General features: G+C 67.0%; 15 protein-coding genes and 2 tRNA genes. 8 read left to right on the top strand and 9 right to left on the bottom strand.

Annotation, left to right across the window (positions count from 1 at the left end; genetic code table 11):
• Positions 1-42 precede the first annotated feature (42 nt).
• Complete coding sequence (locus E0H92_RS01940) at positions 43-1383, top strand: hypothetical protein (protein WP_131467021.1); 1341 nt, start codon at positions 43-45, stop codon at positions 1381-1383.
• Positions 1384-1401: 18 nt separating this feature from the next.
• Here the strand turns inward: E0H92_RS01940 and E0H92_RS01935 are convergent, their stop codons facing one another.
• From E0H92_RS01935 to E0H92_RS01925, 3 genes are read right to left on the bottom strand one after another with little or no spacing between them, the layout of a single operon-like run.
• Complete coding sequence (locus E0H92_RS01935) at positions 1402-1959, bottom strand: hypothetical protein (protein WP_131467020.1); 558 nt, start codon at positions 1957-1959, stop codon at positions 1402-1404.
• Positions 1956-2564, bottom strand: a complete 609-nt coding sequence (locus E0H92_RS01930; protein ID WP_131467019.1) for a hypothetical protein — start codon at positions 2562-2564, stop codon at positions 1956-1958. The genes E0H92_RS01935 and E0H92_RS01930 overlap by 4 nt, the downstream gene beginning before the upstream one ends.
• The gene (locus E0H92_RS01925) at positions 2561-3193 is read right to left on the bottom strand and encodes a hypothetical protein (RefSeq protein ID WP_131495189.1); all 633 of its coding nucleotides are present in this window, start codon (positions 3191-3193) and stop codon (positions 2561-2563) included. The genes E0H92_RS01930 and E0H92_RS01925 overlap by 4 nt, the downstream gene beginning before the upstream one ends.
• Before the next feature lie 344 nt (positions 3194-3537).
• Between E0H92_RS01925 and gyrB the strand changes: the two genes are divergently transcribed.
• The 6 genes from gyrB to E0H92_RS01900 all read left to right on the top strand — a co-directional run bounded on the left by gyrB (position 3538) and on the right by E0H92_RS01900 (position 9551).
• Complete coding sequence (gene gyrB / locus E0H92_RS01920) at positions 3538-5589, top strand: DNA topoisomerase (ATP-hydrolyzing) subunit B (RefSeq protein WP_420323490.1); 2052 nt, start codon at positions 3538-3540, stop codon at positions 5587-5589.
• Positions 5590-5631: 42 nt separating this feature from the next.
• Positions 5632-8283, top strand: coding sequence for a DNA gyrase subunit A (gene gyrA / locus E0H92_RS01915; RefSeq protein ID WP_131495188.1), 2652 nt, complete (start codon positions 5632-5634; stop codon positions 8281-8283).
• Positions 8283-9122: a DUF3566 domain-containing protein gene (locus E0H92_RS01910; RefSeq protein WP_131495187.1), complete on the top strand. Its 840-nt coding sequence runs from the start codon at positions 8283-8285 to the stop codon at positions 9120-9122. The genes gyrA and E0H92_RS01910 overlap by 1 nt, the downstream gene beginning before the upstream one ends.
• A gap of 97 nt (positions 9123-9219) precedes the next feature.
• A tRNA-Ile gene (locus tag E0H92_RS01905) sits at positions 9220-9293 on the top strand.
• A gap of 40 nt (positions 9294-9333) precedes the next feature.
• A complete protein-coding gene (locus E0H92_RS44905; RefSeq protein ID WP_238150739.1) occupies positions 9334-9465 on the top strand; it encodes a DLW-39 family protein in 132 nt (43 codons plus the stop codon).
• A gap of 10 nt (positions 9466-9475) precedes the next feature.
• Positions 9476-9551 (top strand) — tRNA-Ala (locus E0H92_RS01900).
• Between the two features lie 342 nt (positions 9552-9893).
• Here the strand turns inward: E0H92_RS01900 and E0H92_RS01895 are convergent.
• The 3 genes from E0H92_RS01895 to E0H92_RS01885 all read right to left on the bottom strand — a co-directional run bounded on the left by E0H92_RS01895 (position 9894) and on the right by E0H92_RS01885 (position 12385).
• Positions 9894-10724, bottom strand: a complete 831-nt coding sequence (locus E0H92_RS01895; RefSeq protein WP_238153329.1) for an aminoglycoside phosphotransferase family protein — start codon at positions 10722-10724, stop codon at positions 9894-9896.
• Positions 10725-10737: 13 nt separating this feature from the next.
• Complete coding sequence (locus tag E0H92_RS01890; protein ID WP_131467013.1) at positions 10738-11304, bottom strand: P-loop NTPase family protein; 567 nt, start codon at positions 11302-11304, stop codon at positions 10738-10740.
• Between the two features lie 451 nt (positions 11305-11755).
• Positions 11756-12385, bottom strand: coding sequence for a glyoxalase superfamily protein (locus E0H92_RS01885; protein WP_131495186.1), 630 nt, complete (start codon positions 12383-12385; stop codon positions 11756-11758).
• A 135-nt stretch (positions 12386-12520) separates the two neighbouring features.
• On the opposite strand from E0H92_RS01885, the gene E0H92_RS01880 reads away from it, so the two are divergent.
• Positions 12521-13240 carry a dienelactone hydrolase family protein gene (locus tag E0H92_RS01880; RefSeq protein WP_131495185.1) on the top strand — a complete coding sequence of 240 codons (720 nt, stop codon included), beginning with the start codon at positions 12521-12523 and terminating at the stop codon, positions 13238-13240.
• On the opposite strand, the gene E0H92_RS01875 is transcribed toward E0H92_RS01880, so the two are convergent.
• From E0H92_RS01875 to E0H92_RS01865, 3 genes are read right to left on the bottom strand one after another with little or no spacing between them, the layout of a single operon-like run.
• Positions 13221-13589 (bottom strand): hypothetical protein, encoded by a 369-nt coding sequence (locus tag E0H92_RS01875; RefSeq protein ID WP_131495184.1) that lies wholly within the window; start codon positions 13587-13589, stop codon positions 13221-13223. The genes E0H92_RS01880 and E0H92_RS01875 overlap by 20 nt on opposite strands.
• Before the next feature lie 20 nt (positions 13590-13609).
• The gene (locus tag E0H92_RS01870) at positions 13610-14824 is read right to left on the bottom strand and encodes an RNA polymerase sigma factor (RefSeq protein ID WP_131495183.1); all 1215 of its coding nucleotides are present in this window, start codon (positions 14822-14824) and stop codon (positions 13610-13612) included.
• A gap of 31 nt (positions 14825-14855) precedes the next feature.
• Positions 14856-15272 carry a YciI family protein gene (locus tag E0H92_RS01865; RefSeq protein ID WP_131495182.1) on the bottom strand — a complete coding sequence of 139 codons (417 nt, stop codon included), beginning with the start codon at positions 15270-15272 and terminating at the stop codon, positions 14856-14858.
• Positions 15273-15480 lie beyond the last annotated feature (208 nt).

Here is a 15480-nt window from a genome sequence, read left to right as displayed (position 1 = left end):
GAGTTGCTGGGAGGACCCGGCCCTCCCCTAGGATCAGGCGCGATGCGTACGGTCGTTGACGGATTCCGCGAGATGGTCCACCTGATCGGAGATACCTTCCGGCTCTGGTGGAAGAATCTCCTGCCCATGACCACCTGGTGGCTTGCCGGGTTCGTCGGGTTCACGGTCTGCGCACAGGGCGCTATCTGGCTGGCGAAGCACCTGCACTCGAGTCTGGGCACCGGCCTGTTCGCGGTCGGCGTACTGCTCCAGATCACGGCATCGGTCGGCATGATCCGGACCTGTGCGATGTCGCTGTACCGGTGGCGGGACGCGGCGAGTAACGAGGCCGAGGAGACGTCCGACCCGACGCAGCGTGGCCTGCTGGAGTTGCTGGCGGTCACGCTGCTGCCACTGGTCGCGGTCTGGTCGGCCTGGGGCTTCTTCGACGAACAGGTCAGCCAGTTGAGCGCGAGCTTCCTGGTCCAGAATGGGATACAGCAGGGCTCGTCGTTCTTCAAGCTCGGCGATCACAACTGGCACGGGTACCTGCCCGCGCTGGGCGTTCTGCTGGTGCTGCGCCGGGTGTTCCAGGCCATCGACGACCGGTGGCCGAGCCGCCCGGTGAAGTTCGCCCAGGTCTGGGCCGAGGCCTTCTTCGTGCTGCTCACCTTCGTGATCACGCCGTTCGCGATCAGCCAGGGCAAGGCGTGGTTCAAGGACCGTTCCTTCTGGTACTGGTCGCTGGACTGGTGGGACGGCCTCAAGGGCTTCTTCGACAAGATCCACATCCCGATCCCGGCCGGTATCGAGTTCCTCTGGGGCTTCTTCTGGGAATCGCTCTGGCCGCTGTTCAAGCTGGGCGTCGCCGAGCCGCTGACGTGGCTGGCGATCACCACCGTGGTCTTCGGCCACCGGGTGCTGTCGAGCGGTGGTGTTCTCCGGGGCACGCGGCTGGAACGTCGGCTCGGCGCCCACGTCGAGCAGCAGCAGGCACCGCAGCGGGGCCGGCTGGTCGGCCTGACCTACAAGGCCCCGGACCTGCTGCTGGCGGGTCTGCGCGAGAAGTTCTACCCCGCGATCAACGCGTTCCGCCTGCTGGTCCGGGTCGGACCGGTGTTCCTGGGCGTGGTCTGCCTCGTCTACACGTTCTGGGTGCTCGGTAGCGACTGGTCGTTCGTGGTGTTCCAGCGGATGCTCGGCATCCACGGGATGCACTGGGGCTTGATGAATCACGAGATCGCCAACCTGATCCAGGAGATGCTCTTCGAGCCGCTGCGGATCGCGCTCCTGGCCGCCGCCTTTGACCTGTGCATCTCGGTCGGCAGCGAGCGGCGTGCCGAAGCGGCGGCGATCGCCGAGGCCAAGGCGCCGGCCAAGCAGCCGGCTCCCGCCAACGCCTGACCGTTCGTCCGCGCCCCGTCAGGGAGTGATGAGCACCCGTCGGTGGATGTAGAAGTCCTCGACGGTCAGACCGATCAGGTTCGGTACGACGCTCTTCGGGACGATGTAGACCTTGGCGACCTGCCCCGGCTTGTCCATCGTGAACGGGTGGTCGTCATCGCCGCAGTACGTCGGCAGCGGGTAACCGTAGGCCTGGGTGTCGTCCCACATGTTGCCCTTGCTGTCCCGCAGCTTCGCGTCACAGCTGAACCCCTGCTCGTCGAGCTGGAGTCCTTTCCGCGGTGTCACGGTGAGCGTGGCCAGCACGACGATCGACCCCGCCGGGGCGTCGAGCTTGATCGCCTCGCCGTCCTCGTTCAGCAGCGAGGTGTAGGCCTTCATCGAGTCCAGCTTCCACTCGATGGACTGGACCGTCACCGGTCCCTGGCTGACGACCTCGTCGATCCGGCCCTGTTTGTACAGGTCCTCGTCGTCGCTCAGGTACGGACGGAGCATGGAGAACGTTCCGACGCCCAGCAGGGCCAGCACCAAGGGGACTTGAACGAGCAGCCGGCTCGCCCGGCTCGCGAGCTTCACGACGCCACCCGGGTGACGTCGCCATTGACGACGTACTGGTCGACGGCGCCGTCGACCATCTGCTGGGCGATGTCCTCGGTCGGGATGCCGAGGTCGATGCGGATCTCGGAGTTGTACACGTTGAAGATCATGGACGGCTTCATTCTCAGCGTCAGGCCCTTCAGATCGGCCGGGTTCGCCTCGAACACGACGGCCCCGGTGCTCGCGAAGCCGGCGTCGGGAAACTCCATCCTGCTCTCGCTCGGTTCACTGACCTCGGTGTACACGCTGCCGCCGTCGGTGATCAGCACGGGGTCGAACGAATCGGGGTCCTTCACGCCGCGGACCGCATCCCATTCGACGGCGATGAAGACGCCGTTGGTCTCGAACGGCTTGTCGTCGTCACTCGGGTCGGACTGGATGATCGTCTTGGCGAACTTGATCCGGGTGACCTTCATCGTCGATCCGCTGCCCGCGAACGGGAGCGCCTCTCCGATGGTCCCGTGCACGACCTTCAGGTTCTGGTCGTCGCCGTACACGTGGTCGGGACCGGCCAGCCGGGTGATCCCGCCGAGCAGGACGAACAGCAGACCGACCAGGATGGTCGCGGGGCGGTAGAGCTTCATCCGTCCTTCCCGTCGTCGACAACAACGGTCGGCTTCAGCCGGACGACGGCAACCGGGGTCTCGCTCTGCCAGTACGGCTTCTCCTGCAGACCGAGTGAGCCGTTGTCGCCCTTGTACTGCTCGCCGAGGACGCCGATTTCGACCATGTCCGCCGTGAAGTCCGGAGCGACCTCGAACTTGGTGCTGCACTCGACCGGCGGCAGCCCGTAGACCAGGTCCCAGTTCAGGCCCTGGCAGTCACCGCCGTTGGAGTCGATCAGGTCCGCGCCGCCGCCCGGCACGAACACGAGCAGGTCGTTGGACACCGACTCGCTCTTGTGTTCCTCGTCGTCGATGTTCTTGGCGGTGAAGTACACCCTCAGCACGGTCTCGGCCTCGCTGTACTCACCCTTCGGCTTCCGGATGATCTCCGCCTTGGTGAAGCCGTACTCGAACCGGCCGGCCGTCACTGTTGCCGGGGCGTCCATGGTCGGGACGACGCGGCCCTTCTTCTCTTTCCACCCGCCGGTGGCCAGGATCACCAGGGCGGCGGCCACGATGAGGGCGATCACCAGCAACCAGATCCGCCGGTGCCGGTGAATCACCCGGTCGGCGATCATCGCATCGATGACCTCGTCGAGACTTTCCACGGCTGCGATCCTAAGGGGCGGTGGGTGCGCGCCCGGGCCCCCGTCGTCCCGGGCCCACCTCGAACGGTCCTGAGCGGTCTGGACCGGTGGGTCTCGGAACGGTCAGTCGCGAAACGGCCGGAGGCCACTGAGTGCCCGTGAGCGCTTTCTGGCCCCCCACCCGCGAGAGGGGACATGGAGATGAGGGAGAAAAGACGCCCTGAGGTGAGTTTCGGGCGGCTGGTGGCAGGTTCTGGTTCGGTCGACAGGTAGAATGGTGGACGTGCCGCCGTTATGACCGTAGAGGGCGGCTCTACTGTGCCGCGATGCCTCGCGAACGCGAGGTCCGAGGAGGACAACCACCGGTGACCGACGAGCCGATCGAGATCGACGCCAACCAGTCCGCCGACCCCATCGGCCTCAGTGATACCGCCGCACCCGATCTGGACGAGATTCCGTCGACGCTCGTCGAGCGTGAGTACGACGCGAGCGCGATCCAGGTCCTGGAGGGGCTGGACGCGGTCCGGAAGCGCCCGGGGATGTATATCGGGTCCACCGGTGAGCGCGGTCTGCACCACCTCGTCACCGAGGTGGTCGACAACGCGGTCGACGAGGCCATGGCCGGGTACGGCGACCGGATCGTCGTCACCCTGCTGCCCGACGGCGCCGTCAGCGTCGAGGACAACGGCCGCGGCATCCCGGTCGACATCGTCGAGTCCGAGGGCAAGCCGGCCGTCACCGTCGTACTGACGGTCCTGCACGCCGGCGGCAAGTTCGGCGGCGGTGGCTACAAGGTGTCCGGTGGTCTGCACGGCGTCGGCGTGTCCGTCGTGAACGCGCTGTCCACCCGGCTCAAGGTCGACGTGAAGCTGAAGGGCAAGCTGTACACACAGTCCTTCACCCACGGCGTCCCGGACGAGGACCTCGCCGAGATCGGTACGTCGGAGTCCAACGGTACGACCGTGACGTTCTGGGCCGACCCGGACGTCTTCGAGACCACGACGTACTCGTACGAGACGCTGGCGACCCGGTTCCGCGAGATGGCCTTCCTGAACAAGGGCCTGGAGATCGTGATCCGGGACGAGCGTCCGGACCACACCGAGGACGGCCACCCGGTCGAGCAGTCCTTCAAGGCCGACAACGGCCTGGTCGACTACGTGAAGTACCTGACCGGTATTCGCGAGACCGTGCACCGCGACGTGATCTCGTTCGAGGCCGCGGCCAACGGCGAGAGCAGCATGAGCCTCGAGGTCGCGCTGCAGTGGAGCGGCTCGTTCCAGGAGTCCGTGCATACCTTCGCGAACGCGATCAACACCCATGAGGGCGGCACCCACGAAGAGGGCTTCCGGGCGGCGCTCACCTCACTGGTCAACTCGTTCGGCGAGGACCAGGGCATGATCAAGAAGAAAGAGGACCGGCTCACCGGTGACGACATCCGGGAGGGCCTGACCGCGATCATCTCGGTCAAGCTCAGCGAGCCGCAGTTCGAGGGCCAGACCAAGACCAAGCTCGGCAACACCGAGGTCAAGGGCTTCGTCCAGCGGGTCGTGAACGACAAGCTCGGCGCCTGGTTCGAGCAGAACCCGGCCGAGGGCCGCGAGATCATCCGCAAGGCGACCGCGGCGGCGAGCGCCCGGATCGCGGCCCGCAAGGCCCGCGACCTGGCCCGTAACCGCAAGGGCCTGCTGGGCGGCGGCGGTCTGCCGGGCAAGCTGGCCGACTGCCAGTCGACCAACCCCGAGGAGTGCGAGGTCTACATCGTCGAGGGTGACTCGGCGGGCGGCTCCGCGAAGGGCGGCCGGGACCCGAAGTTCCAGGCCATCCTGCCGATCCGGGGCAAGATCCTGAACGTCGAGAAGGCCCGGATCGACAAGGTCCTGCAGAACAACGAGGTCCAGGCGATCATCTCGGCGCTCGGCACCGGGATCCACGAGGACTTCGACGAGGAGAAGCTGCGGTACCACAAGATCGTGATCATGGCCGACGCCGACGTCGACGGCCAGCACATCCGGACGCTGCTGCTGACCCTGCTGTTCCGCTTCATGCGCCCGCTGATCGAGCGCGGTCACGTGTACGCCGCGCAGCCGCCGCTGTACAAGATCCGCTGGAGCAACCAGCCCGACGAACTCGCGTACACCGACCGGGAGCGCGACGGACTGCTCGAGGCCGGCTACGAGGCGGGCAAGAAGCTGCCCAAGGAGAACCCGATCCAGCGCTACAAGGGTCTGGGCGAGATGAACGCGAACGAGCTGTGGGACACCACGATGGACCCGGCGAACCGGGTGCTGCTGCAGATCACGCTGGACGACGCGATCCGCGCCGACGAGACGTTCCAGACGCTGATGGGCGACGACATCGAGGCGCGGCGCAGTTTCATCCAGCGCAACGCCAAGGACGTCCGCTTCCTCGACATCTGATCTCGCCGCACACCGACGTACTGATCTGAACGGGACTTTTTCATGACCGAGACCCCCACTGGCCACGACCGCATCGAGCCTCTCGACCTGCAGACCGAGATGCAGCAGTCGTACCTCGACTACGCGATGGCGGTCATCGTCGGCCGCGCGCTGCCCGAGGTCCGGGACGGCCTCAAGCCGGTGCACCGCCGCATCCTCTACGCGATGTACGACGGCGGTTACCGGCCGGACCGCGGCTTCAACAAGTGCTCCCGCGTCGTCGGTGACGTCATGGGTCAGTACCACCCGCACGGCGACTCGGCGATCTACGACACCCTGGTCCGGCTGGCGCAGCCGTGGGTGATGCGGGCGCCGCTGATCCAGGGCCAGGGCAACTTCGGTTCCCCGGGTAACGACCCGGCCGCCGCCATGCGGTACACCGAGTGCCGGATGGCGCCGCTGGCGATGGAGATGGTCCGCGACATCGACCAGGAGACCGTCGACTTCCGGCCCAACTACGACGGCAAGTCGCAGGAGCCGGTGATCCTGCCGGCCCGCTTCCCGAACCTGCTGGTCAACGGCTCGTCCGGGATCGCGGTCGGGATGGCGACCCAGATCCCGCCCCACAACCTGCGCGAGGTCGCAGCCGCGGTCGACTGGGCGCTGGCGCACCCGGACGCGACTCAGGAGGAGCTGCTCGAGGCCTGCCTGCAGAACATCAAGGGCCCCGACTTTCCGAACGGCGCGCTGATCGTCGGCTATAAGGGGATCGACGACGCGTACCGCACCGGCCGCGGCTCGGTCACGATGCGCGCGGTCGTCGACATCGAGGAAGACGCCAAGGGCCGCACCAGCCTGGTCGTCACGCAGCTGCCGTACATGGTCAACCCGGACAACCTGGCGCTGAAGATCGCCGACCTGGTGAACACCGGCAAGATGACCGGGATCGCCGACATCCGCGACGACAGCTCGTCCCGGACCGGCCAGCGCCTCGTCATCGTGCTGAAGCGGGACGCCCAGCCGCGCGTCGTGCTGAACAACCTCTACAAGCACACGCCGCTGCAGGACACCTTCGGCTGCAACATGCTCGCGCTCGTCGACGGCGTACCGCGCACCCTGAGCGTGGACCTGTTCATCAAGCACTGGATCGACCACCAGATCGAGGTCATCCAGCGGCGAACCCGGTTCCGCCTGCGTGAGGCCGAGAAGAACGCGCACATCTACCGCGGGTACGTGAAGGCGCTGGACGCCCTCGACGAGGTGATCGCGCTGATCCGGCGCAGCCCCGACGTGGAGGAGGCGCGGACCGGCCTGATCCAGCTGCTCGAGATCGACGAGATCCAGGCGCAGGCGATCCTGGACATGCAGCTGCGCCGGCTGGCCGCCCTGGAGCGGCAGAAGATCATCGAGCGGTTGCAGGAGCTCGAGGCGATCATCGCCGACCTCGAGGACATCCTGGCCAGCCCGGAGCGGCAGCGCACGATCGTCAAGGACGAGCTCGCGGAGATCGTCGAGCGGTACGGCGACGAGCGGCGTACCGAGATCATCGCGGCCGACGGCGACCTGTCGGTGCAGGACCTGGTGCCGGACGAGGACGTCGTCGTCACCATCTCCCGCGGCGGCTACGCGAAGCGGACCAAGACCGACCTCTACCGGACGCAGAACCGCGGCGGTAAGGGCGTCCGCGGCGCCGCGCTGCGGGCCGAGGACGAGATCAGCCACTTCTTCGCCACCACGAACCACCACTGGATGCTGTTCTTCACCACCAAGGGCCGGGTCTACCGGGCCAAGGTGTGGCAGCTGCCCGAGTCGGCCCGGGATGCGAAGGGCTCGCACGTGGCCGGTCTGCTCTCGTTCCAGCCGGACGAGCAGATCGCGCAGGTGCTGACGCTGCGCGACTACGAGCAGTCGGACTACCTGGTGCTCGCGACCAAGAAGGGCCTGGTCAAGAAGACGGCGCTGCGCGACTACGACTCGGCGCGGCAGAGCGGCATCATCGCGGTCAACTTCCGGGACGAGGACGACGAGCTGATCGGCGCCGACCTGGCCACCTCCGAGGACGACCTGCTGCTGGTGTCCCGCAAGGGCCAGTCGATTCGCTTCACCGCGAACGACGAGCAGCTGCGGCCGATGGGCCGGGCCACCTCCGGCGTCACCGGGATGAAGTTCCGCTCCGGCGACGAGTTGCTGTCGATGTCGGTCATCCGGGCCGGCGCGGACGAGGACTCGCAGTTCGTCTTCACGGTCACCGACGCCGGGTACGCGAAGCGGTCCCGCGTCTCCGAGTACCGGCAGCAGGGCCGTGGCGGTCTTGGCATCAAGGCGGTCAAGCTGAACGACGAACGCGGCTCGCTGGTCGGCGCGATCATCGTCGTCGACGACGACCAGGTGCTGGCGATCAAGGCCAGCGGCCAGGTCGTCCGCAGCCGGGTCGACAGCGTCCCGGTCAAGGGCCGCGACACGATGGGCGTCCGGTTCGCCGGGGTCGGGGAGTCCGACGCCGTCGTCGCGATCGCCCGGAACACCGATCTGACCGTCGTCGGGGACGAATCGGAAGCCGCCGAGGAGGGTACCTTCGCTGAAGGTGCCCAGAATGTGGACGGATCGACAACCGAATCCACCTCTGAGAGCGTCCAGAATGATGAAGAGCGTTCGACGGACGTGGACGGCGCGGCTACCGTCGAAGACGACGAAGCCGGCCAGGAGGGTGACTGATGACCAACCGCGCGAGGCCGACATGGCCTGAAGGTGCGGCCGACAGCTCCAACTCCCAGCGCACCGCGCAGGGTGGGAAGCCGTCAGCTGCCCCGGCCAACCCGGCTTCCAACGGTCGTTCCAACGGCGCTCCCGGCGCCAACGGCCAGAGGACAGGTGCGCCGAACGGCCAGCGGCCGTCCGAGTACCGCCCGCAGGCCCCAGGGACCGCACCGGTGCGGCCGCCCACCCCGAGTACGCCTGGTCGTCCCGAGCAGTGGACCCCTCCGTCGGTCGTCACGCCCGTCGGAGGCGCCCCGTCGTACGGCGGGACCGAGGCGAAGACCGAGTCGTTCGGTGACCGGGTGAGCTCGGCGCGGCAGGCCGTCCTGGACAAGGCCGCCGCGGTGAAGGCCGACAAGGCGGACCGCGACCAGGCCAAGCAGGAGCGGCTCGCCGAGAAGGACGCCAAGTCGTCGGGCCGGCCGCAGACGCGGAAGGCGCGGCTGCGGATGTCGCGCATCGACCCGTGGTCGGTGATGAAGACGGCGTTCCTGCTCGCGATCGCGTTCGGGATCGTGACCTGGGTCGCGGTCTTCATCGTCTGGTCCGCGATCGGCGCGGCCGGGGTGTTCGACAACATCAACTCGACCGTCCAGGAAGTCCTCGGCACGCCGGCCGGCGAGCCGTTCCGGGTCGAGAACTACATCAACACCGGCAAGGTGATGGGCTTCACCACCCTGCTGGCCTGCGCCGACGTGCTGATCATCACGGCACTCGCGACCCTCGGATCGTTCCTCTACAACATCGCCGCCACGCTCCTCGGCGGCCTCGAAGTCACGCTGGCGTCGGAGGACTGATCGGTCGTGGCCGGGCCCCACAAGGCCCGGCCGTAACCGGTTTGGGAGTAGGGCACTTGGTGCGGTAATCTCTCCCGGGTTCGACACCGCAGTACGCGGGCCTATAGCTCAGACGGTTAGAGCGCTGCCCTGATAAGGCAGAGGTCACTGGTTCAAGTCCAGTTAGGCCCACCCTCACGTAGTTTTCGAAGCCACACCCGAGGAGTCTCCAGTGCTGAGAAAGATCCTGCTGGTGCTGCTGGCCGGCGTCGGTGGATACTTCGTGTACAAGAAGACCCAGCAGTCCCGCGCCGAGAAGGACCTCTGGGCCGAGGTCGCCGACCCGGTAACCCCGGGCCACTGACCACCCCAACGGGGGCGTAGCTCAACTGGCAGAGCACTGCCTTTGCAAGGCAGGGGTTAGGGGTTCAAGTCCCCTCGTCTCCACCAATCTGATCGGGCGGACTGTGGTCAGCCCACCGCGGTGCTACGGGCGGCTCCTCCGTCGCCGTCCTCCGCGCCGCTCCCACCCACCCCGCGCTTGGCGCGCTGTGCGCGCTACCGCGCGTGCGACCACACCGTGGTGCGCGAACTGCGGTGACACAGCTGACCGCCACGCCCGCTGGCGGGCCCTGGGGCTAGGTCGAGTTCAAGCAACTTCACGCAACATCGCTGACAGGGCAATTCCCGTCTGCAGCTCAGCCCAGCCAGCTCCTGATCGCACTATGTGTGGGCTCAACGGCAGACGGGAAGACGCAGAGGTTCCTTACCCTGGCCAGTAGGAGTGTCGCTCTACCAGACGACATCGTCGAGTGCCGGCCACGGCGGGCCCTCCCGTAGAACGCGAAGGAACGCCACTCCCGACTCTCTGCCGCTCGGGTGTTGGTCGTCGCGACTCCAGCGATGAGCTGCGACGATCGCGAGCACGATTCCCCGGCACTCGTTGACCAGATCTTGGTCAGCGTCGGGATAGTGCCGACTGACCTCGCCGGGCACCCAAGCCAGGTCGTACTCGACCGGCCCACGGGCAGTGTTTTCGAAGTCGATGAAGAGCGGCCCGTTCTTCGTGTCGAGGATGTTGAACGGGTGGGGCTCGCCGTGCAGCAGCTGTTCGGCGCTGCGCCGGTTGACGATTGACCGCCCCAGATCGTGCAGCGTGTTGGCGAGCAGGGCCCGGTCCGTCTCCGCGAGATCGGGTGTGACATCACGGCTGGCAACGTCTCGTTGAGTAGCAGCCACTCGATCCGTGAAGTGTGGCGTCGTGACCTCGATCCGCCGCAGGCCGGCATGAAGGCGTGCAAGCGCCTGCGCGTACTCGGCCGGCGGAAGCATTCGAGACTGCATCGGTTCGAAGTAGGCCCACAGGGCGATCTTGAAGCCGTCCCGCACGAAGACACGTGGTTCGACCCGAGGCTCGAGCGGAGCGACCGGGCTGTCCGTCTGCGCTAGCCGTCTGACGAGTTCAACTTCTTGCTCTGCGCTCGCGAAATGCGTCGCGGGCGTGACTCGGGCGACGGTGTCGCATGGCGTCAGGCGGACGACGAGTCGGTTGGAGTCGCTGAGAACGATCGCGTCGTCGACGGCCAAGTCGAGTTCTGAGGCGGTCGACATCGCTGCAGCCACCGCACGCCGCGCCTCAGTTGCTTTCATCGCTGTGTCCCCTCCCCGTGACGTCGCCTGACCCGTCGAGGAATTCCCTGATCGCCCGTTTGGACTTGAGCACGTGCCGGGTCGCGTGTTGCCCGTGCCGGGCGATGATCGCTTGCTCGCGTTCGAGTTCCGCGCGCCGGTTCCGCCAGATGAGCGGGACGAGGCGCCATTCATCGCGCAACCGTTGCCAGGCCGAGTACTCACATCCTTCCGGCAGCGTGTCCGGCATACGGCAGCCGCGCAGCAACGCTCGTCCCGCGCACCGCCACCACGGCGTGGCGAGGACCACCACGGTGTCGGCGCGTTCGAGCCGGAGATCGAGCGTCTCGGTGTAGTTGCCATCGGCGATCCACGCGTCGTTGGCAAGGAGGCCACGTTGTTTCTCGCGCCATTCGGCCTCCGACGGTTCGGTCCAGCCCGCCTTCCAGAAGTGGAGGTCCAGATGAATGAGCGGCAGGCCGGACTTGACCGCAAGGGCCCGGGAGAACGTGGATTTCCCGGATCCTGCCATCCCGGTGACGACGATGCGACGTTGAGTTTCGTTGGAGTACATGACACCTTCGCAGGTTCGCAGCGGTGCCAGGTTCGACGACCTGACGGCTGTCTGCGCGTGGTGTCGAAGCTGGCAATGACCTTCTGCGACACGGCAAGGTCAAGGGTGCCCCGGCGGAGCCGACAGCCTTCTCACGACTGCCTTGCCCGCCAAAGTGGCCACCGGGCAGGGCTTCCCGCGATCAGGGAGCTCCCGGCAACATCGCATTGCTGCATACCTGTGCAGCACGCGACGACACGTCCGTACCTACCGTGTCAGCGCGTGCCCCGCCGGCCGGGTAGGTCGCGATGCACCCGACCCCAGACGCCATCTGCCATGAGCAGCCTCTCCACCGAAATCCACGGAACGGGCCGCAAACGCCCGCCGTCCATTCAGAACGATCCTAACCGGTCGCAGCGTCGGAGGCAGGGACACGAGAGCCTCACGGTGTGTGCCTCCGTCGCGGCGGGTGTCAGCCGACGAATGCGATTGCGTTGCCGTCTGGGTCGCGGATGATGAAGTCGGTGCCGCCCCAGGCTTGTTTGGTTAGCTTCTGGACGATCTCGGCGTCAGTGGCCAGGTATTCCGCGTAGAGGTCGCGGACGTTCGGCGTATCGATGAACGCCATGATGAGGCCTTCTCGTTCCGCGGCGCCGGGCGCGAAGACCGGCTCGTCTACGTGCTTCAGGTGCAATGTCGCGCCGTCGCGGGACACCGAGCCGTAGAACGGCGGGTTGCCGTGCACGAAGTCGATCCGGAAGCCGAGTTGGTCTCGGTAGAACGTGGCCGAGGCGTTTACGTCGGCGACGTACAGGACCGGTCTGGCGCTCGCGACTGCCGTGTCCTGAGTCTCCGGCTGGTCGGTGGTGGGCGGGGCCGCTTCCGTGCTCGCCTTGAGTTCGGCCCAGTTGGCGCAGCCTGCTTCGAGGGCGATGATCTCTTGGGCTTCGGTGAGCGGGAACTTCAATGCGAGTGCTTCGCGGTCGGACAACTCGCGATAGCGCTCGAGTTGCCGGATGCGACCGCCGATCGAGAAGTTTCCGTCGCGGTGCCAGCGAACGAGCAGTTTCGCCTGCTTCTTGTACGTTTCGAGCTTGGGCATAGCGCTCCCTCTTCGGATTGAAGTAGGTGGGCCTTGCCCTTTCGGCTGCTACGCCGCTGCGCCCTACGACCGGGTCTGAACCCGCGCCTGCGAATTCGAGATTACCACGGCGAATCGGGAGCTTCGCCTGGTTGGATGAGGTGTGTGGCCTGGGATGTTGTGCGGCGGTCGGTTGGGTTGGAGGGTGGTGTTCCCGGCTGTGTTTGGGCGCCGGCTGGTTGTTCGCGCAGTCCGGTCGTGCTGCTCGGACACGGTGGGAGTGGGTCGAAGCAGGCGCCGCGGATCGAGCGGCTCGCGAGCTGGTTTGCCGGTCAAGGCATCACCGCTGCGGCGATCGACGGGCCCTTTCATGGCGACCGCGTACAGCATCCGCTGCCGGCCGCGGAGTATCAGCAGTTGATCGCCGATGAGGGCGTCGAGCAAGTCACCAGGCGGATGACCGACGACTGGTTGTCGCTCCTCGCGCACCTGGCTGCAGCCAGCGACGTCGACGCTGATCGGGTCGGGTACGTCGGACTGTCCATGGGGTCCCGCTTCGGGATACCGCTCGCAGCGGCTCTGGGAACGCGCCTGCGAGGTGCCGTGTTCGGCAAGTTCGGACTGCAGCAGACCGCATCGATGCATCCAGCTCTCGAAACCCCCGCTCTGATCACCGGCGCCGCCCGACGTATCACAGCGCCGGTCGCCCTGTACGTGCGGTGGGACGACGAGCTCTTCCCGCGCTCGGGGCAGATTGAGCTGTTCGAGTCCTTCGCGTCAGTCGACAAGGTGCTGGTATGTCGTCCAGGCCCTCACAACGGAACCCATCCCGACGACGAACCGGCCTGGTGCCAATTCATCGCTCGCCATCTGTGACTGCCCACTCGTAGTAGTCAGGTTCGGGGTCGGTGGTGAAGCGGACGGCGTTGATGTTTGTTTGGCCGTTGATCCAGGCTTTGGAGATTCTGTGGCCGCCGTCCATTAGGCGGCCGTCTGCGGAGAGGATTACTGGGTAGGTGAGGTCGGCGTTCTGGATGCGGGCGGCGTGACTGGCGACCATTCGGCAGGTGACGGGGGCGCCTCCGAACCAGCAGTCTTCGTCGAATTCTTGGATTGAATCGATTGGGACGGATTCGACCGGCAGGCCTTCGGACAGCTTCCAGAGGCGTTCCGTTAGGTAGAAGGCTCGGCCGCCGGGCACGGGGCGTGAGTGCTTTTCGGGCATTGGGTGATTGTCGCCCTTGGTCAGTCCAGGGCGGCGGCTTTGCGGAGGAGGATTTTGCGTTCGGGGCGGTTGGTGCAGAGGTGGGCGGCCAGTTCTAGTTCGGTGCGGGCTTCGGTGAGGCGGCCTAGGCGGGTTAGGAGTTCGCCGCGGACGGTTGGGAGCAGGTGGGAGCCGGGGAGTTGGTCCAGGGCGATCAGTTCGTCGACGATCGCTAGGGCCTGGGCAGGCCCGTACGCCATGGCTACAGCGACGGCTCGGTTGAGCTCGACCACTGGTGAGGGGGCGATCCGGCCGAGGGCTTCGTACAGTGCGACGATCCGGTCCCAGTCGGTGTCCTCGACCGAGGGCGCTGATGCGTGGGCGGCGGCGATCGCGGCTTGTAGGCCGTAGGGGCCGAGGCCGTGGGGCGATGCCTTGAGGAGTGCGGCGAGTCCGCGGCGGATCGCCGACAAGTCCCAGCGTCGACGGTCCTGGTCCTCCAGCAGGATCGGCGTACCGTCCGGGTCCGTCCGAGCCGAGAAGCGCGCGGCCGTCAGCTCGAAGAGCGCCAGGAGGCCGTGCACCTCCGGCTCGTCCGGCAGCAGCGCGGCGAGGGTGCGGGCCAGGCGGATCGCCTCGTACGCGACGTCGGGCCGCACGAGCCGCTCGCCGGAGGTGGCGGTCGACCCCTCGGTGAAGATCACGTAGAGGACGCTGAGCACACCGCTCAAACGCTCCCGGCGCTCATTGGCCGCCGGCAGTTCGAACGGTACGCCGGCTGCCGCGATCGTCTTCTTGCCCCGGGTGATGCGGGCCTGCACGGTCGGTACGGAGACGAGGAACGCGCGGGCGATCTCCTCGCTGGACAGGCCGCCGACCACGCGCAGGGTCAGCGCCACCTGGGCCTCGCGGGACAGTACCGGGTGGCAGCTGATGAACATCAGCGCCAGGACGTCGTCGTCGATCCTGTCCGGGTCGATGTCGTCGTCGACGACCTGATCGGTGGTCAGCAGCGCGTACCGGTCCTTCAGGGCGGTGCGGCGGCGGATCGCGTCGATCGCCCGCCGCCGGGCCGTGGCCATCAGCCAGCCGGCGGGGCTGGCCGGTTCGGACACCGGCCACGACACCAGTGCCTCGGCCACCGCCTCCTGAGCCGCGTCCTCGGCCAACCCGAAATCGCCGGTGAACCGGGTCAGCGCGGCAACGATCCGCGCCGACTCGATCCGCCAGACGGCCTCGACGCCGGCCGCGTCCATCAGCTGTCGCTCTCGCGGTAGGCCGCGTCCATCAGCGCTGGCCGTCGCTCTCGTGGTACGCGTCTGCCTTGACGAACTTCGCGCTGTCCTGCGGGACCTCGTCCTCGCCCGGCACCCGCCGGACCTCGATCTTCGATCCGGGCACCGCCGGGACCCGCTTGGCCCACTCGACCGCCTCCTGCTTCGAGGCGACATCGACCAGGAAGTAGCCCCCGAACAGTTCCTTGGTCTCGCCGTACGGCCCGTCCGTGACGACCGGCGCCTCCCCGGTGAAGTGCACCACGACGCCCTGGGCCGGGTCGTCCAGCCCCTCCGCCGCGACGTACACCCCGGCCTTGTCCATCGCCTCGATGAACTGGCGGGTCGTGGTCATCATCTCGTCGATGTTGGCCATCATGGCCGCGTTCGTCTCGTCGGTGCCCCGCATGATCAGCATGTACTGCGCCATCACGTACTCCTTGTCCGACGGGGCCGCCTCTCGGCCCTCGCACCCCCAGGTCGAACGGGCGGCCCACGGATCGACACGGCTCCGGAAAAACTTCCGCCGCTCTCCAAGGATGCCGCAGAGATTGGTTGTGGAATGGTGTCGGATTGGGGCGTCGGCGTTCGTGGAGTTGGTGTGGCGGCCGTTCGGGTCGTCGCGTGGAGAGGAGACG

The sequence above is a fragment of the Kribbella speibonae genome (assembly GCF_004331375.1).
Lineage (GTDB): Bacteria > Actinomycetota > Actinomycetes > Propionibacteriales > Kribbellaceae > Kribbella > Kribbella sindirgiensis.
Note: the sequence above shows the minus strand (reverse complement) of the source record. Positions and strands in the feature narration are given on the sequence as shown.